At 41.3% G+C, this 18,885-nt stretch carries 14 protein-coding genes; all 14 read right to left on the reverse strand.

The features are described 5' to 3' along the window. Positions 1-41: 41 nt before the first annotated feature. On the reverse strand, positions 42-1,706 hold the full coding sequence (locus BLP54_RS03435) for a methyl-accepting chemotaxis protein (protein WP_090166800.1): 1,665 nt from the start codon (positions 1,704-1,706) through the stop codon (positions 42-44). Between the two features lie 193 nt (positions 1,707-1,899). Further along, positions 1,900-4,347 (reverse strand): glycosyltransferase family 2 protein, encoded by a 2,448-nt coding sequence (locus BLP54_RS03440; RefSeq protein ID WP_242870616.1) that lies wholly within the window; start codon positions 4,345-4,347, stop codon positions 1,900-1,902. A gap of 52 nt (positions 4,348-4,399) precedes the next feature. Beyond that, positions 4,400-7,930, reverse strand: a complete 3,531-nt coding sequence (locus BLP54_RS03445) for a rhamnan synthesis F family protein (protein ID WP_090166802.1) — start codon at positions 7,928-7,930, stop codon at positions 4,400-4,402. Between the two features lie 3 nt (positions 7,931-7,933). Further along, positions 7,934-8,422: a hypothetical protein gene (locus BLP54_RS03450; RefSeq protein ID WP_090166804.1), complete on the reverse strand. Its 489-nt coding sequence runs from the start codon at positions 8,420-8,422 to the stop codon at positions 7,934-7,936. Positions 8,423-8,440: 18 nt separating this feature from the next. Next, entirely contained in the window at positions 8,441-9,751 is a 1,311-nt protein-coding gene (locus BLP54_RS03455; RefSeq protein ID WP_090166806.1) for an ABC transporter ATP-binding protein, read from the reverse strand. 146 nt (positions 9,752-9,897) lie between these two features. Then, positions 9,898-10,713: a glycerophosphodiester phosphodiesterase gene (locus tag BLP54_RS03460; protein WP_090166809.1), complete on the reverse strand. Its 816-nt coding sequence runs from the start codon at positions 10,711-10,713 to the stop codon at positions 9,898-9,900. 138 nt (positions 10,714-10,851) lie between these two features. After that, complete coding sequence (locus BLP54_RS03465) at positions 10,852-11,667, reverse strand: ABC transporter permease (protein WP_090166811.1); 816 nt, start codon at positions 11,665-11,667, stop codon at positions 10,852-10,854. Next, positions 11,660-13,621 (reverse strand): hypothetical protein, encoded by a 1,962-nt coding sequence (locus BLP54_RS03470; RefSeq protein WP_090166813.1) that lies wholly within the window; start codon positions 13,619-13,621, stop codon positions 11,660-11,662. Before BLP54_RS03470 ends, BLP54_RS03465 begins: the two co-directional genes overlap by 8 nt. 15 nt (positions 13,622-13,636) lie before the next feature. After that, on the reverse strand, positions 13,637-14,203 hold the full coding sequence (locus BLP54_RS03475) for a thymidine kinase (protein WP_090166815.1): 567 nt from the start codon (positions 14,201-14,203) through the stop codon (positions 13,637-13,639). Between the two features lie 77 nt (positions 14,204-14,280). Further along, positions 14,281-15,903, reverse strand: a complete 1,623-nt coding sequence (locus tag BLP54_RS03480; protein WP_176754451.1) for a GGDEF domain-containing protein — start codon at positions 15,901-15,903, stop codon at positions 14,281-14,283. Between the two features lie 80 nt (positions 15,904-15,983). Then, positions 15,984-16,835, reverse strand: a complete 852-nt coding sequence (locus BLP54_RS03485) for a VanW family protein (protein ID WP_090166818.1) — start codon at positions 16,833-16,835, stop codon at positions 15,984-15,986. A 113-nt stretch (positions 16,836-16,948) separates the two neighbouring features. Further along, the gene (locus BLP54_RS03490) at positions 16,949-17,428 is read right to left on the reverse strand and encodes a hypothetical protein (RefSeq protein ID WP_090166820.1); all 480 of its coding nucleotides are present in this window, start codon (positions 17,426-17,428) and stop codon (positions 16,949-16,951) included. A 102-nt stretch (positions 17,429-17,530) separates the two neighbouring features. Next, positions 17,531-18,205, reverse strand: coding sequence for a DUF4956 domain-containing protein (locus BLP54_RS03495; RefSeq protein WP_090166822.1), 675 nt, complete (start codon positions 18,203-18,205; stop codon positions 17,531-17,533). Beyond that, positions 18,202-18,873, reverse strand: coding sequence for a polyphosphate polymerase domain-containing protein (locus BLP54_RS03500; RefSeq protein WP_176754452.1), 672 nt, complete (start codon positions 18,871-18,873; stop codon positions 18,202-18,204). Before BLP54_RS03500 ends, BLP54_RS03495 begins: the two co-directional genes overlap by 4 nt. Between the last annotated feature and the right edge of the window lie 12 nt (positions 18,874-18,885).

The raw sequence follows: 18,885 nt of genomic DNA on the forward strand, positions 1-18,885 counted from the left end.
ACCTGCATTTTCGCAAGTTCTTCTTTTTTTGTTTTCTATAATTAAGCACTCTGCTTCTCGTTGAAGTAAGACATTTCCTTCTCAAGAATCTTAGAGATATCATTAAGATTATTTGCCTTCTCAGAAAGCTTGCTTACTGTCTCAGCAAGTTCAATCATAGATGCACGAGTTTCCTCTGTGCTTGCTGCATTTTCCTGTGAGATAGCTGAAAGTGAATTAATTGTATCAGCAAATACCTTTGTAGCCTTATCAGACTGGTCTACGCTTTCAACAATCTTCTTTGTTACAACAAGTGACTCGTCAATGTTACCAATCATAGTGTTTACAACATCGATCGTTCTGTTAAGAACCTCACCCTGCTTCTCAACTGACTCCTGTACCTGACCTGCATTAGTCATTGTAGCCTGTGAATCAGCAGAAAGAACATTCATGATTTCCTCGATATTCTTTGCCGCTGTAGCTGACTGCTCAGCAAGACCACGAATCTCGTTAGCAACTACTGAGAAGCCTCTACCAGCCTCACCAGCTCTTGCTGCCTCGATACTAGCATTAAGTGAAAGAAGGTTTGTCTGAGCTGCGATAGAATCGATGATTGCAACTGCCTCTACTACAGACTCAACAGCCTTGTTTGTCTTGTCAATCTTAGAAACGATATCCTCGATTGCATTAATTGTCTCCTCAGTAGAAGCCTGAAGCTCCTGTAAAGCAGCTGAGCTTGTCTGAGAATTATCCTGCATGTAACCTGCAAGCTTGTTCATGTGATTTGTATTATCAGTGATGTTCTGGATAGCATCATTGATTTCTTCAACACTTGCAACTGCTTCCTGTAAAGAATCAGCCTGATTTGAAGCACCGTAAGCAACGTGATCTACTGCACTTGTTACGTTCTCAGCTGTCATAGAAATTGTCTCAGCTGTAGCTGAAAGGTACTCTGCTGATGTATCAAGCTCTGAAGATGAGTTTTTAGCACTACCAATTACATCTCCAAGCTTATCCGCAAGGGAAATAATAGCTCTTGCAGTCTGTCCAAGCTCATCACGTCTACGTACAATCTTCTCATTAATTCTTACTGATAAATCACCTGTAGAAAGCTGATTAATAGCCTCAACATTTGCCTTAATAGCATTTGAAAGCTTAATTGCTGCATAAATAGCTATTGAAATAACAATTGCCATTGCAACAAGACCTGTTATTAATGTCTTTAACATCATGCTATTGATGTATGAAAGAAGTGTAGTCTTTGGCATACCTACAAAAGCCATTCCATAACATACATCGTTATAAATAAGTGGCTGGTAAACTACCATGTAATCTACACCATTAATCTCAGTATTTGCATCAGTATATGTCTGATATTTACTTAAAACTGCATCGGCGATTTCACCTTCAATGACGCCGCCTTCACCACCTTCAATAGTTGTACGCTCAACCTTGTTTCCAAGAAAGAATGTGTACTCATATCCGGTAGAGTCATGTAACTCCTTCTCAAGAGTAGAGTTATCTACGTTTGCATTATGCTCTGTTATATTTAGCACCTGCTTATATGTAAGAGATGCAGCCTTGAGTCCCTGCATAGTCTGGTACTCAAGACCATCCTTCAAATTCTGCGCACCAAAAAACAAATTGATTAATTCAAGAGTACCAAGTGTGAATATTACCATACCAATTAGTACTACTTTAACCGATTTTACTGAAACTTTCTTCATGATATTACCTTTCAAGTTTTGTCTAAATTACTAGTTAATACACAACAAAAGGTAATATACACAGTTTCGTCACAATATACTATGGTAAAAATATACAAAAAGTTATAGATTGCATGCAATTATATTATTGATACTCAATCTATAACTTTTTACTCTTAGCATATATTTAATTTTTCCCCTCAAGGGGAAGCCTCTATTCTTCTTTTAATCTATACCATCCATCAAGGATTGAGAGATTTGGATTGTAGTAAGGATCCCCTTTATCCAGAATATCTGGCCATCTCTTCTCAAGCTTTTCAACCTCAGAATTAAATCTGGCAACCTTCTCTCCTGTGTCCTCATATCCACGTGACTTTGACTCATAGTGGTAAAGCTCTGCGTGTGGATTGTAAACAACAAGATATCCCTTATCGCGAACCTTCATACAGAAGTCCACATCATTAAAGGCTACAGCCAGCTCTTCTGTGAGCCCGCCAACCTCTTCAAACACATCTTTACGAACCATCAGGCAGGCAGCTGTAACAGCTGATAAATCCTGAGTTGTAACGGCACGAAACATGTAACCTGGCTCGCTTCTCTCAAGGCCTACAAAGGTGTGACCTGCGATTCCGCCGATTCCCATTACAACGCCCGCATGCTGAACTGTATTGTCAGGATAGTAAAGGAGCGCTCCGCAGATACCTACGTCTGGGCGGAGACAAACATCTACCATCTCTCTGATACAGCCCTCGTTGATAATCTCTGTATCGTTATTTAAAAGAAGGTACATCTCACCACTGGCTGCCTTTGCACCGCAGTTGTTGATTGCAGAGAAATTGAAGCCTGGTGTCTCATAGCGAACAATCTTCACATCAGGGCGACCCTCGATAGATTTGTAGTACTCGAAAGTCTCTGGTTCTGTGGAATTGTTCTCCACGATAACATATTCAATATTCTTGTAATTGCTCTTGGCATCAATTGACTTAATGCATTTGTCCAGATCATCGGTATGATCCTTATTAGGAATGATGATGGAAACTAGTGGCTCCTTATCCCACTGATAAATTGTGCGGTAACATCCGTAGAAGGTATCCTGCTCAACCTTAGCTGGGATGCCAAGTCTGTCGTAGTGTGCCTGAACTGCACGAACTCCAGCATCAAAAGCGTAAAGCTTGCTTTCTGCCGACATGGCTGTAGATGCAGCATGGCTTCTCCAGTGATAGAGAGCCTTTGGAACGTGATGAACATTTCCAGCAGCCTCACAGCAGCGGAGAATGAAATCATGATCCTGAGCACCATCGTACTCTTTATTAAATGCGCCCACCTTCTCATAGATATCTCTTCTGAAGATGAAAAGGTGACAGATATAATTTACGGAACAAAGTAAATTTAAGTTGTAATCTGGCTTGAACACTGGCTCAAAGTATTCCTTTGAGTCCATAGAAATCTTGTCCTCGTCAGTGTAGATAACATCGATGCTGCGGTCCTTGTTGATAGCAGCCACGCACTCGTACATTGCGTTTGGAGCAAGAGTGTCATCGTGATCTGAAAGAACGATGTAATCACCTGTAGCAAGGGCAATGGCAGCATTTGTGTTATCTGAAATGCCAAGGTTTGCCTCAAGGTGTGTATATTTGATACGGCTGTCGCTGCCATATTTCTTCTCAATAAATTTTCCAATGCTATCATCTGGGCTTCCGTCTGCAAGACAAAGCTCCCAGTTAGAATATGTCTGAGCAACGATTGAATCCACAAGCTCTACCAGGAACTTCTCTGGAGTCTGATACATTGGAACCACAATACTCATAAGTGGATTGTAATCAAACTTCTCGTCGCGCTGACGCTGAAGCTCTACCTCTGTAGGGCCAAAGCTTGTAAGGAAATCCATATATGTGTACTTTGGTGCATCAGCATTCTTGAATTTATCAATGGCATGCTTGATTGTAGCGCTAAGTCCGTTGTCCTGACGGTAAAGTTCGATACGCTCCCACAAGGTCTTCTTTGGAAGAAGATTTCCTCCTGTAAGCACATGTGGTGTGTCTACCTTGCAATCATAGACCTGACCATTTGCAGTAATTGTAAGACGAAGCTTCTTGTAATCACCCTTATCAAAAACGATTTCTAATCCTGAATCGCACTTTTCTGTAAGCTCTGGATAAACACCGTAAACATCCTTTCGAAACATACGCTTTACGGAAATTGGGATCTCTTTGTTTCCATCGTAAAGGTGGAACTCCTCAGGAACATTTCCAATTGCCCAACCAAGAATCTGAATCTTGTCATCTGTAACAGCTGCACGCTCGAGATTATACTCATATTCCTTCTTAAGCTTTTCAAGGTCGCGGCCAGTAGCCTTATAAACCACGCTTCTTGTATCACCGAGGACACAGATAAGCTGTAAAGACTTCACATCCTTTAAATTCTCAGGAAGTGCTATCTCACCCACATATTCCTTTGAAACACTCTTATGAGCTGCGATGTAGCGGCGGCGAACCTCATTACCCTCGTTGATGGTGATATCCATCTTGTAAGGCTTTCCGTTCATCTCTGCTACAAGGTCGTAGCCCTTAGGGTTGTCGAAGGGATAAAAGCCCTGGAACAATAATGTATTTTTCTTTGTTAGATGGTATCTGATAAATACCACATTAAAAGTATCTCTCAATATTACACCTCATCAGTCACCTAAAGGTGACAGCTTTCCCTCAAGGGGAAGCCTAGTCAACCTTCCATGAACCTGTTTCTACGTCAAATCTCTGCACTCCGCCACGTGAGTAGCCGTCCTCCACTGTAAGGGACTCTGCAATCTCAGGTGTTAAAGTGCCAGCTGCAATTATATCATAGAATAAATCTTCTACAAGTGCCGAGTCTGTGACCTGCTCCTCCGCCATGTGCTTAGTAGAAATAGCATACTGAATGACATAATCCAAAATACCCTTCTGGAGCTGTTTTACTTCGTCGCTGACATAGTCATCTCCCTTGAAGGATGGCTTTGGCTTGCCATTTTCCATAGTAAAATTAATAAGCTGGCCAAATGGCGCAGATAAAGCATTCTCAAGGAATAGCTGATATCTCATCAGCTTGCTGTCATCTATCAGACGTCTGTCTTTAATTTCAAAAATTGCATCAGCCTTACCGCCGATTCGCTCTGGCTTATTAGAATGAAGAGCTAGATAATGTCCTCTAATATCACGTCCTGTAAGCTTCATAAGGAAGTATTGAATTGTTCCTGAAAAGCCTACATCTACAACTGCAATATCCTTTGAAGTAGCAAGAAAATCCTCGGCATAATTCAGATATGCAGTCTTTTCTGTGGAAGCCTTGGCAAAAATCTCTGCCTTATATGGCTCTAAGGCCGCCATCAATTCCTCTGGCTTTGTCTCGTAGTCAAATTCACGGTCAGCATCATCAGCGTGAAGCTCCAGTCCGAAGCGCTCCACAAGAAGATTGCTAAAGGTACCCTGATATTTCTGAGAGACAAGCTCTCTGATATCTTCATCATTTTCAAGAGCTGGTACTGCACAGGCTCTGCGTGAGGTAAGGAAATAATGGATATCTGGAACCTGGATTCCCTTTCCCTGACAGTAGCCACGGATGAGCTGCTCCAGCATATAGCCTTCGCGGGCCAAAAGCAGTAATCTCTCGCCACTCCTTTTATTTTCCTCAACTACCCACTCAATGAAACGGGCCATAAGAGGACCCATAGTGGTGTAGCCCATGTCATACATATTCCTAAAGTGAAGCTTTCCATGCTCATCAAAGGCAAATGGAGAATTGAAGATACCTCCATTTATGGCCTGTCCTACAACTACCGAGTCAGCCAGACTTCTCTTTGCAAGCTTATCAAAATAAGCAAAATCAGAAAGCACAAGTAAATCACGTGGATTCAGCACAATATGAGTAGCCACATGTCTATCCATAAGAATCTGTGAGTCTGAACGGAAGTTATCTCCTACGTGGATAAAGGTGTTTGCAGGCACATTTGAAAGTACCAAATTCCACATAGAACCATCATCCTTGCGTGCGCCTACCTCGCAGGAAATCAAAAGCTCATCATAATAAGCTATGCCACACTTGTGTAATAATCCCACAACCTCCACGCGGTTAAGGTACATGTCACTGACGAGGATAACACGCTTGCCCATTGATTTCAGAGCATTGTAAACCTCCACCATGTCCTTTCTAGGAATGCATACTGCAGTCTCCACTTCGATTTCCAGCTTCTTAATATCCATGGCGATATCGCCAATAGTCTTGTCCTTGGAAACCTCTACATAAATCTTATCGATTGTAGTAAGCGCGCCATACTGGGCGGTAGCAGCTGCTTCAGCTGATTTTCTAAGCTTAACAAAATCTACCTGCTTGCCAAATTTATTAGCGATAGCTTTCTCCACGATTCTAAACACATCATCAGGCTCATAAACTGTTCTGGTGATAAGTGTATCGAAAATATCAAATGAAATAGTCTCGTATGCAGAAAGCTTCATAATAAGAAGCTCCTTGTCCACCTTGAAATTGCTAAAGAATGGACGAAGACTCTTATTTACCTGCGTATCCTTGTCCTCTAAGTAGAGGATGTAATCGTCATAACCCTGCTTTCTTGAAACAAATGGAAGGATGCGCTCCAAGGCGTGAGCAAGTGTGCCATCTGTCTGACCTGCTTCCTCAGGGAAATCCTCGTAGGTATAACCGTGGTCGAAGACTGGCTTTAAAGCATCCGTACGCGCCCAGAAGAAGGAGCCTGCTGGATAATTGAATACAGAAGGCATATCGCCAAGGTCGTACTCAGCAAAAAGCTGCTGACCCAGTCCTGCATTTGCAAGCCATGAGTAGGCAATCATTGGCACTTCCTCATGAATATCTGGGTATACCAAACCTGCATTTTTATTCTTAAATAAATCAAATATAGAATTAACTTTCTCAGGAGAGCCTAATAAAATCTCTAAAGAAAACTGTCTCCAGCCGTCCTTTTCCTGACCTGAGTAAAGTGATTTCTTACTATGTACATGAAGGAAATAATCGTGCTGCTTTATCTCCTCAGCAAAAGCTACGTAAAGTGGCGCAAGGTCTCGTCCTCTGTTCTGAAGAGGGCGCACAACGGTCTTGTTTGCCATTTTAAGTTCCTTCAGACCTGCCTTAATCACATTAATGTCTGCATCAGGCTGACAGGAAATGTAAAGATCAAAGCGGAATGGGATATTTGAGAAGTAGCTTACAAACTCTGGCAATAAATCCACATAGAAAAGATGAAGATGCACTGCAACAGAAGGCGCTTCCTCTCCTCTGGTCACAGCTTTCTTAGCTTCTTTTGCCGCAAGCTTCGCAGCCTTCTTAGCTTCCTTCTCCGCTCTTTTTGCATCCCTGGCTGGGCTTGGCTTTCCACGAAGAAAAGATGTGAAAGCTCGAATACTCTCTAAAGTTTTGTAGCCTCTGGTATTAACAGTGTTATCGTATATTGTGCGAAGCTGCGCATTTACAGCCTCGATATTTCTGATGTGAACATCCTTTGCAGCAATCAGTTCCTGAAGCTGCTTTATCTGGTAATCACGACTGGCAATAGCAAAATCAGTGCTGGTCTTACTGCGTCCTTCAGCGTGTTCTCTAAGCTCCTTAAGATTCTTCACATCCTTGAAGCAGTATTTGCTCTGGAAGTGATCCTCCATCTTTTGGTACTCTGCCTTTTCTTCATCAGAAATGGCTACCAGATTGCCCGGAAGTTCGCTGAATTTAACCACACGGTAAAGCATGTAATTGATTGGAATAGGGAAATCAAAAGTCCATTCGTAATCAATAATCTGCCATCCTTTATCAGTCTTGATAATGTTATCAAAAATTAAATCTATATCTAAGAATTGACTAGCAAGCACTCCTCTAGGCAAGTCTACATGTCCGAAGACTTTCTCGAACTCTGGTGTGCTTACAAACTCACTGGCCTTTGGGATAAAGGCAGCCTTTACTGCTGCAAGGAAATCCTCTGCATCAGCTGCGGTAAGATGCTGTCCCTGAAGGAATTCGCTTTCGATAGAATCTCCAACAAGCTTACTGTCATTTACGCAAAAATCAGAGCCCTGCAGTAATTCCTGCAAGCCTCTGTAGCTATTAAATACTCTATGAATATGCTCCACAGCCTCCGAGTCGTAAGGCCTTTTCACAACAACCTTTGTGCCGTCACGCTCTACAATATCTGTGATGATGTTATATTTTGGGTTTCTCTCATTGGAGAGCTTCTCGTATAGTAATCGTTCCATTTTTTATTTAGCAATGAGCAGATAGTCGCCTGCTCCTCCCCCTAAATAATCCTCTGCATATATTTCTGTAGTGAATAAATAATCAGGGCTCACTCTGAAAGTAGTGATGTCATTGAAGCCCGCTTCCTTCAAAAGGTTCTTAATAAAGTTTGAAAGTCTGTCCTTTTCAGAGAAGGCATACACCAGTCTGCCGCCCTCTGACAGATGTTTCTTCAAGGTGGAAGGTGTCTCTGAAAGGTGCCCTAGATTGATAATTATATTAAATCTTTCTTTAACTTCTTCGATGGAATCTTCCATGGCTACAGTAACCTGAGCAGCCTGCTCCTGAAGCCACTCTACAATAGACTCACAGTCTGGCTGAATAATCAACACGCTGTCTCCCTTTGTGATTCCAACTGGAGAAAGAACATTACTCCTCATATGGCTGAGATTTTCAATTGCATCAATGGTTCCGGCTTCAAAGATCTGTCTATTATACTTTTCTTGTATCATAGGCTCTCTCTCCTTAAATCAATCTTTAACTTTTGTTACAGTAACCTTTGAATTCATATCATAATATCCAACAGTGTTCTTCGTGCTAACAACTGTGATATTCATAACATCGTAAAGTCTGTGATATGCTACGAAATCCACTCCGTCATAACCTGTGCAGCTGATAGACATCAGGTACTCACCGCCCTGCATATCCATCTTCTGAGTGAAGGTAGCCACGTATTCGCTGCCTTCCTTGCAAAGTCCCACATCGCACTTTTCGTACATGGTGTTAGTGCCTGTTACATCAATTCCCTTAAGAGTCTTGAATGTAAGTGTGAAGATTGGATTCTCGATATCTGTATTGAAGTGCACCTTTGACTTAACTGTAAAGGTGCTGCCCTTCATAATGGCGTTGGTGTAATTGCCATTGTCATCGATAACTGCAAAATCAACAATGCTGGCTCTGCCATCGCCGTACTCATTAACGTTTGGATTAATCTGGTAGTTGGACTTCCAGTTTGTAGAGCCTGTCTGCTCTGACTGGCCGCCATCTGCTGTGCCGTCAGTGTTAAAGGCATCTGCCAAATCTACCTTGCTGGAAAGAACTGGCTCCTGTCCAACAAGAATCTTTTTATAGATATCAATCATATCCTTTGGTGTGCCCTCAGCCACCTTATCACCCTTGTTGATAAGAACTGCTCTGTCGCAGTATTTGCTAATGGCGCCCAAATCGTGGGATACGAAAAGAATAGTCTTTCCGGCTGCCTTGAACTCCTCAAACTTCTTGTAGCACTTTGCCTGGAAGAAAACATCACCTACAGAAAGGGCCTCATCTACGATAAGGATTTCTGGATCGATGTTGATGGCTACTGCAAATGCCAAACGGACAAACATACCTGAAGAGTATGTCTTAACTGGCTGGAATACGAAATCTCCGATATCTGCGAAGCTAAGAATGTCATCCAGCTTTGCATCGATTTCTTCCTTGCTATAGCCAAGCATAGTTCCGTTCAAATATATATTTTCAATTCCTGTGTATTCCTGATTAAAACCTGCTCCCAGCTCAAGGAGTGCTGAGATTCTGCCATCTACGTGCACATCACCCTTCGTAGGGGAAAGTACACCTGTAATAATCTTTAAAATGGTGGACTTTCCAGAACCGTTAGTACCGATAAGTCCTACACATTCTCCCTGCTTTACAGCAAAGGACATATCTTTAAGAGCATAATGCTCCTTATAATTCTTCCTTCTGGTGAGGCCCAGAGTATCAGCTACTCTCGCCTTATTGCTATCGAAAAGCTTGTAGACCTTGTCTACGTGATTAACCTCTATAACGTAATCGCTCATATCGTCTCCTATGTTGCTATATGAGTCAATTCTACCATAATTTCAAAAAAAAGGACACCGGTTTCCCGATGCCCTCTTTTATCTCAGGTGACCCCAACACCTGAGATGGGTGAAAATTTAGCTTTATAATCATGGCGACTACATGGTTATTGAATTTCCACGTAGTCAGTGATTACGCCGTCAACACCAAGACGCTGCAGAGATAACATCTGCCCTTTTGTCTCTGGTGCATAAGAATAAACCTTTCCCCCTGCTTCATGAATAGCTCTTACGGTTCTAGGTGTAAGAGTCTTCATGTTAATTCCATAGTACTCAGCTGGGTATTTGGTAGGAAGTGTAGATTTTCCAAAGGATGCCAGTTTCATAATTGGCTGATTTGGATTAATCTCCTTAATTCCTGACAGATAGTCATAATTAAATGATAAAAATACTACCTTGTCCAAAAGTCCGTATTGCTGAACCTTTTCATATACTTGACCTGCGAATGCTGGATCTTCTCCAATATCCTTCAATTCGCAGAATATACGCATATTTGTAGACTGTAACAGATTTAATACCTGATCCAGTGTTGGAATTCGCTCCTTGGCATATTCCTTGTCATACCATGCCCCTGCATCGAGCTCCAAAAGCTCTTCGTAGGTATGGTCTGCAATTGTTGTTTCTCCGCCGTCAACCTTCTCTAACGTATCATCGTGATAGATTACAAGCTCTCCATCTTTTGTCTTTCTTACATCAAACTCTACCGTTTTAGCCCCGTGTGCATAAGCCCCCGCAAAAGCACTAAGGGTATTCTCCGGATAGGCTCCCGAGTATCCTCTATGAGCCACTACCTGAACTACAATATCTTCATCAGCATCAGCTGGTAAATAATTGAATTCATTGCAGAATGCAAAAGAACAAAGCAAGGCGACCATGCTGATTGCGACGGTTCTCCCTACTCTAGAAAATAACTTACCCCTCATACGCAAGTCCCCCCTTCTCTAGCTAGTTATATTTTACCATATCGCCGCAATTTCAACTCTAAATTGAGCACAAAAAAATGCCCGAAATCATCGGGCATTTTTTATGCACAATTCAGCTTGTTAGTTACTGGCTTATTATTATAAAACATCCGCAAATTGAGACTGTAATTTTTTGAATACATGTGTACCTAATATAAACACGAGGGCTGTGAAAACCCAGAAGTAGGCTGTTAGTACTGGACGTGTCCAGAATCCAGTCTGTCCTATGATACTGTCGCGGTATCCGCTGGTGATGTAGAACATTGGATTAAGCTTGAGCACATAGTTAAGCCAAAGAGGAATTGAACCCTTATGCACCATATAATCAAAGTTCCACATGATTGGGGTAGCCCAAATACCTACCTGAAGGAAGATATTAATGAGCTGAGCCATATCCTTAAAAAATACACAAAGTGCACTGGTGAGATAAATCAATCCAATAACCAGCACCATCATAGCGGCAGAATAATAAATGCACTGGAAAATATACGGTGTGAATCCAAAGCCATAAAGAAAGGCTACCAAAAGTGTGAATAACACGAAAAAGCCATGCACAATCAAAGATGAAACTGCCTTTACGATAGGAAGCACATTAATTGGAAATACAACCTTCTTAACCAGATAATTGTACTCATGAAGTACCACTGTTCCAGCTGAGAGCACCTCACTGAAATAGAACCAGGATACAATACCAGCTGAAAGCCAAAGTACAAATGGTGCATCAATACCGCCCTTTGTACCCTGAGTGCCCTGACTTAATGCCTTGTCAAAAACAATCCAATACACAAGCACTGTGATGACAGGCTGTACAAAAGCCCATATAACTCCGAGAGTGGAGCCTGCAAACTTCTGTTTAAAATCGTTCTTGGCAAGCTTTGTTATTAACTTTCTGTTTTTGATGATATCATTAATCATACTTGTAAATCATTACCTCTGAATTATTAAATACTAATTTAAGATTTTTGCTAGTTGCTTTATAATTGGGATGTTTCTGCTTTGTAACCACAAGATAATCTACTCCCGCTACCCCGAGGGCTGCATCAGCCTCAAAGAAATCTTCACTGTAAAATTTCTCATTCATCGAAAGCTTTGCTTCTAACTGATCCTCAGCTATATCTGAATAATCGTAGCCTTCCAAATAACACTGTCTCTCAGAAAAAGCGCTGGCATAGAAGTAAATGCTTCTGTAATCCAGCTCCTCTGAAAGCCTGTCTACAGCAATAACAGAATCCTCTGGAGTGTTGTCTCTAAGCCAGAAATAAGCTTCCATGGTATCTGCTGATACTAAATCCGCTCTGTCACCAGCCTCCTGCTTATAAACAGCGTTTTGCTTAACATCTGCGTAGCAGAAATATACCACATCTACTGCAAGCAGCAAGGTTCCAATTACAAACCAGGCATGCATCACCTTAAAAATAGGCTCCATACGATGCTCAATCATATATCTTACTGAACAGTAAAACAGTAGTCCTGCTCCAGTAATCACGAAATATCCCTGAGAAAGCCCTGGTACGCTGACAGCAGAAAAACCGATAATTCCCATCAGCACCATACCAATGGCGAACCAGTCGAAAATGTCTCCGATGACACCGTCCTTAATGAGTGCTCTTAATTTCTCTACAGTAAAGGCTACGAACGTAATCACCGTAGGACCCAAAACGCAGATGATAGATAAAATCACCGCAATAACCACCCATGGGAATGCCATGTAATCAAGACCAAGCTTAGTGAAAAGCTGTCCTACTCTGCCTGCCTCAAGAGTACCCTGAGCTGTAACCACCATTGCTCGGTTGTTAGCACCTGAAGGATTAGTTCCAACAGTAACTGTTAAGTATGTAAGCACAAATCCCAAAGTTAAAGTTACATTATATAATAACTTTGGAAGATGGAATTTCCTAGTGATAGCCAATTCTATAACGAACACTGCCCATGTGATACCTACAAGCATAGTAGCTGTGGTGCCCTTAAAGCCTGTGGCTGCCACAGAAAAAATAAACAACAAAATGAGATTTGAAACAGCAAGCTTGTCGTACCAAATCTCTGCCAGCACATCGATTACAAGAATGGTGATGGCAAGAGCAAGTCCCATTGCATTTATGTTGCTGAAAATGTGATTGCCCAGCCATGATACCGGAAGTGTAACACCTGCAAATACAAGTGGTAGCATGCAAGTTCCGGAAATCAAAAGGCCAGAACAATAGAAGAAATATCTGAGAGGCGAAACCTCTTTAAGTCCTCTGATTCTATCGCCAAGTGTAATCAGTGCCATTGTCAGTGGAAAATCGCAGATTATAGCATTTCCATTGAGGTACAGCTTGAACGCATCCATCCCGAAGATGTGCTTGCACATGGCAAAAATCAATTCATAAAAATAATGATAATAGAATGTAAGTCCTTCAATTCTGATGTCAGTATTTGGGAAAGATCTGCTCAGCGATACGATATTTCCCGTGTGGAACAATGCATCATGGTATACCTGAGTGGTAGCTCCTGACAGAGCAAACAGGTATTTAAACTGGAAATTCAGCATTGAAACCACATATATAAATGCAAAGATAATCACATAAGTCCATCTAAAGCGCTCCAGCGCATTGAATACAGATGGTCTGTCATTTTTGAAGTAAACAAAAATCCCAAAAGCTGATGTCACTGGTCCAGCAAACATTATTATGCCTTTGATACCAGTCAATGACTCAATCAAATATAAAATTGCCAGGTATATAAAACCAATAAAAAAGCTTGCCAAAAGTCTTGTCGAAAACTTGAATCTTCTCTGCAAGAGCTTTGTGCATAAAAGCATTCCCGGAATCTGAATCCAGAACACACAATATAGTAGAAATATGAAAGTTATTGGTAAACTAAAAGTCATCTATCGAAAAACCTCTTAATTATCCTTAAGTTGTCCAAGCTTAAAATGCTTTCGACATAACGCCACGTACGAATCATTTGCTCCAAGCATAACCTGTGGGCCTGAGCGAACTACGCCATTCTCATTGTAGCGGCAATTGCAGGTAGCTTTGCGACCACACCAGCAAACTGTCTTTACCTCATGAATAACATCGGCAATTGCGATGAGTCTCTTAGAACCTGGGAACAACTCATTTTGGAAATCTGCACGAAGTCCATAAGCCACCACTGGAACGTCCATAAAATCAACTATATCTGAAAGATAATCAATCTGCTCAGGTGTAGCAAACTGCACTTCATCCACAATGATGCAATCATACTTCTTAATCTCGTCCTCAGACATTTCAACAAGATCCTCAAGAAAGATGCACTCATTCTCGAGACCGATTCTGGAATGAACAACTCGTTCCCCATCTCTTGTGTCCACCGCAGGCTTCACAAGAAGAGCATTCTGTCCAACCTCCTCATAATTGAAGTGTGTCATAAGCGCATTTGCGGTCTTTGACGAACCCATTGCACCGTAGTAAAAATAAAGCTTTGCCATAAAATTATTTCCCTTTTCCCCTTACATAAATTGACAGAAGGCAACTAAACTACCTTCTGTCTAATTAATTACATATTTTAATCTTTCTTGAACACGCTGTCAAAATAGTTTTCCAGCTCATAACCATTGTGAATAAGCTTCACGTTAGCCTTTCCGTGTTCCTTAACATAATATAGAGCATAATCAGCTGCATTAAGATAATCCCACGCTCTATTCTGTGGCTCAGGAACTCTGTTAACAATTCCCTGGGATACTGAAATCTTATCTAGTCCAAGCTCCTTACCAATGTTGGCAACCATATCTCTTATTCGGTCAGCCACAAGAAGAATCTCGCCATCCTCCATATCATAATAATAGAGAATGAATTCGTCACCGCCATAACGTGCCACGAAAACCTTGTCAAAATCTTCGCTGATTTCTCTAAATCCACGGCCCATTGCTGCAAGAAGCTGATCGCCCTTAGCATGCCCGTGGGTATCATTAACCTGCTTGAAGAAATCCACGTCCATCATCTCTACGCCAAGCTTCTGACCCTTTTCAGATGCCATCATAAATAGCTCGTCGATAACGTTATTGAGCTTCATTCTATTGGCAAGTCCTGTAAGCGAATCAGTCTCTGCCTGCGCAGATAAGAACAGGTTCTTTGTCTTCTGCTGAACAAGCTCTGTCTTGAGACGAAGAGTTGTAGTAAATGACTTCTTATTTGTACGATTCCTAATAGAATCGTATCTATAGTAGTTATAACAGCTCTGAGCTATCTTAACCTTGTCACCAACTGCCTCGTACATCTTGATTTTCCAGCTTTCCAAACGAAGTCGGATATTAATTACCTCATCTTCTGCTGACTTTAAATCAATATGACCAAGAATCTGTTCAAGCTCCATGTACTCTCGCTTTTCTAACAGCAAGAGTACCAACGCTTCAATTTCATCAAAGTAAGGTACTACATCTGAAACGTCATAAAAGGCTTTGATACATTCATCCTTGTACATTTCTGCAATTTCACGCTCTTTTATGGCATCAAAATAATACCATCTGGCTAATGAAGCACCAAAGAAATTACTTTCATCTGGATAATCATTATCAAGTTGATTCATCTCCTCAAGAATTGCCTTTGCCTGCAACAAATCGCCTCTGAAGATATAAAGCATCGTAAGCTTGCCATACTCTTCTACCAAAAGCATATTCTTGAGCTTTTCATCTTCGATGAACTGACAGCACTCAATTGCTCTGTAGTGATACTCAAGAGCTTCATTTCTCGCACCCATTTCCTGACAAAGAGAAGCAAAGTTACCGCAAGCAATTGCTTCCTGGAAATACATACGATGGGCTCTCGCCATATCTATACTATTAATATAATTTTCCTGACTTGTTATGAAATGGCCCTCACTCCGCATTATGATTCCCATTTCATTATAACAACGACAAATCAAACGATATTCATCAGTGTTTACTATTCCCTGCAAGCCTGCAGATAAATAATAAACAGCTTGAGAAAGCTCGTTATTCTGACAGAGGGCATCTCCGAGGGTACAACTTGCAAAATTACGCAAATCCTCGTTGCCTTCTTCTTGAGCCATATCAAACAGATCGCACGCAAGATCGACATACTTTTCATTGTCCTTCTTGCGGACAGCCTCCATCTGTTTAATAAGCTCCACCACCTCTGGTGATTGTTTACTTAATAAAACATCATTCAAAACTATCATCCTCGCGTATAAATCAAAATACCTCGGATAGTATATCACAGAAATCGTTACATTTCTACACTGGATGTAAATTAATTCTCTAAATATAACGCCGCGGTAAGAATTCCGCCTGCTGCATTCTCGTAAACAATAAGGTTTTTGCCGTATGTATTTTTAAATTTCAAATCCAACTCATTTCCTGAAATCGTTGCATCCCATCCCTCAGGAAGATAATTAACAGGAAGTGAATGTGGATGTCTTTCGGTGGCCTTCACTCCAGCTACCTTCATAGCTGCGTAAATTGTTGAAGAGACCTGACACACACCGCCTCCAACTCCGATTGCATGCTCCTTATTAATAAATACTGGTGCATCTACAAAGCCATTGGCATGTGTTCTTGGACCGATTGCCTTATTAGCCGAGAATGTCTGACCTGGCGCCACCACTGTACCATTTACGTGTGATGCTGCAATCTGGATATTACCACCACGGGCAGACTCTGGATCATATTCTGTTGCGTACACACCTAAAAGTGTGTAGGTACTAGGAACTGATACCTCTGCTCCTACAGAAGGTGTTGCATCTCTTCCTTCTGCCTTTCCTGAATAAGCATAATGGAAGGCATAGCCTGGAAGATAATCACCATACAATGCTTCCAAATCTGCATTTTTATTCTTGTAATCTGTCGCATTGAAGGTTGCTGAAGCATTTCTGCCTTCATAGATTCCCACTCTGAGATAATGATTTAAAAGCCATAGCTTGCTACCGTTTGATGCTGCTGCAGCATCTGGATACATGGTTGCATAATAATCTGCATCAAAAATCTTTGAGCAGGCCATAAGCTCATCATTGTATGCTGCTTCTGCATTTAGCTTTGGAGCTATGGATAAAGCAGCACCTAACATAACAAGTGACAGAACAGTTCTTACTTGCATTTTCTTCATAATCTTACCCCCTTAAACGTTAAGAATAGTCTAACATTTTTGAGTAAAATAAAAAAGTGTGTCACACAAATGACACACTTTTTAGACATTTTCATATCAAATTAAATTTCGTTTTACTTCTTCTTGCTTTCAGCTTCAAGCTCTTTGCGCTTATTCAAAGCCCAAGCTCTAAGACCCTTTTTCTTCTTTGCATCAACTGGTGCATTGCCACCGCGAAGACCACGAACCTTTGTGATGTAAAGACCTGAAACAGTAGCCTTTACTTCCTTCTTAACTGGCATCTCATCGAAAATCTCTGCATCGCAGATGAGAGTCATCATCTGAGGACCAACCTTAGCCTTAACTACTGGTATCTTAGAATTCTTAGCATACCAAGGTGTAGCTGCAATAACTGACTCAGGAAGACCTGAATTCTTCATCTTTAAGCGCTTCTTATCAATGATAAGCATAGACACCTGCTGTGCTACAGCATCCATCTGAGCCTTCTGCTCTTCCTGACGTGCCTGTGCTTTCTTTCCCATAAAGTAAAGAGCAACCAATGCTGCAATCATTACTACCAGGATCACAAGCAATACGATAATTCCTGTGCTCATTAAAACATCCTCCAATTTCTAAGCTCCTATGGAGCCACACTAGATTGTATTCTAACATGACGGAGACTCAAAATCAATATCAGCATGTTACGGTCTCAAGCCTTAGCACTTCACTTCTCCGTCATGTTTCATTAACGTAGCTGTAGTTACTCCGTCGACTGCTGCAATCTCATCAACCATTGCGCTGCCATCTTTTGTTTTTACTTCTATAATAAGTGTAGTTGCGTATGCTGTTACAGACTTTGAATCAACCTTCTTCTTGTCTGCATATTTGTCCACAATTGTCATTGTGCGCTTTTCAGCCTCGCTGCCCTCCACCTTTACAATCAGAAGCTCAGGTGATGTCATCATTGGAACCATATCCAAAATCACAATGCCGATAGTAACAAAGGCTGCCATAATCACACCCATAGCAAAAAGCCCTGCACCTACCACAATACCAGTTCCAATAGACCAGAAAAGGAAAAGCAAATCCATTGGCTCCTTGATGGCGGTACGGAATCTTACAATAGAAAGAGCGCCAACCATACCAAGGGAAATCACCAGATTTGACTGCATTGCCAAAATAATTCCTGCGGTGATAACTGAAATGATAGACATGGAAACTGCGAAGCCCTTGTTGTAAAAAGTGGTTCTGGTTACATATCTATATACTACAAAGATATAAGCTGCTATTATAAATGTCTCAATCAAAATAACTGAAATTGCTGTAGCAGACATATCTGCTGCACTAAAATTCTCTAATACTGATTTCTTAATTACGTCTGTAAAACTCATCCTAACACCTCTCTAATTGTCGCATATTTTGAAAATGATTGTCTTTGCAGGTTGTTGATATCTACCAGCTGCAAAATGTGTCTTGGCAGGAATTCATCGTACTTAACCTCTAAGATGTGCTGCCCAGCCGGAAGTACTGGTATGGTGCATTCAGTCTTTGAATCCAGAAACCGTTCCACATCAAGACTGCCGCGAATGTTCTTATCAAAGGTGATTCGTACATTACCAACTGGCTCTACAAATGCGCATCTGTCATATTCCACGATGCATTTTGGTTTCATACCTGTCTTTATAGATGCTGCCCAAAGCTCGGTAGTAAGCTGTCCTGAAGCAGACTCTGGCACTGCCTCGAAGCAATTCTGCACATAAGAGGCATCCACAAGCTCTGAAACCTTTTTTGTCATGCCGCGAAGCTTGTACTTCTTTTCCAGATTGATGTAGTCCTTGTTGTCACCGTAATACCTGATTCGATATTTATACCTGTTGTCCGTTCCCGCAAGATTTTCGTTGTAAAGGCTATCGTAATAATCGTCAAAATACAGGCTTCTGATGGTGTAAAAATCATCCTTGTGATGTTCATCCATCTCCATAACAGCACTCAGCCTGTATTTCAACTTTTCCAACGTAATCTCGGACACCAGAAATTTCAGCTCATGTCTGTATTCCAAATTCTCTGTCCT

Source organism: Pseudobutyrivibrio sp. 49 (genome assembly GCF_900100545.1).
Classification (GTDB): domain Bacteria; phylum Bacillota; class Clostridia; order Lachnospirales; family Lachnospiraceae; genus Pseudobutyrivibrio.

Bases quoted from the DNA above. Each gene is read 5' to 3' on its own strand.
- BLP54_RS03475 (WP_090166815.1), bottom strand. From the start codon at position 14,203: ATGGCAAAGCTTTATTTTTACTACGGTGCAATGGGTTCGTCAAAGACC.
- BLP54_RS03460 (WP_090166809.1), bottom strand. From the start codon at position 10,713: ATGAGGGGTAAGTTATTTTCTAGAGTAGGGAGAACCGTCGCAATCAGC.
- BLP54_RS03465 (WP_090166811.1), bottom strand. From the start codon at position 11,667: ATGATTAATGATATCATCAAAAACAGAAAGTTAATAACAAAGCTTGCC.
- BLP54_RS03490 (WP_090166820.1), bottom strand. From the start codon at position 17,428: ATGAGCACAGGAATTATCGTATTGCTTGTGATCCTGGTAGTAATGATT.
- BLP54_RS03450 (WP_090166804.1), bottom strand. From the start codon at position 8,422: ATGATACAAGAAAAGTATAATAGACAGATCTTTGAAGCCGGAACCATT.
- BLP54_RS03435 (WP_090166800.1), bottom strand. From the start codon at position 1,706: ATGAAGAAAGTTTCAGTAAAATCGGTTAAAGTAGTACTAATTGGTATG.
- BLP54_RS03445 (WP_090166802.1), bottom strand. From the start codon at position 7,930: ATGGAACGATTACTATACGAGAAGCTCTCCAATGAGAGAAACCCAAAA.
- BLP54_RS03470 (WP_090166813.1), bottom strand. From the start codon at position 13,621: ATGACTTTTAGTTTACCAATAACTTTCATATTTCTACTATATTGTGTG.
- BLP54_RS03495 (WP_090166822.1), bottom strand. From the start codon at position 18,205: ATGAGTTTTACAGACGTAATTAAGAAATCAGTATTAGAGAATTTTAGT.
- BLP54_RS03455 (WP_090166806.1), bottom strand. From the start codon at position 9,751: ATGAGCGATTACGTTATAGAGGTTAATCACGTAGACAAGGTCTACAAG.
- BLP54_RS03485 (WP_090166818.1), bottom strand. From the start codon at position 16,835: ATGAAGAAAATGCAAGTAAGAACTGTTCTGTCACTTGTTATGTTAGGT.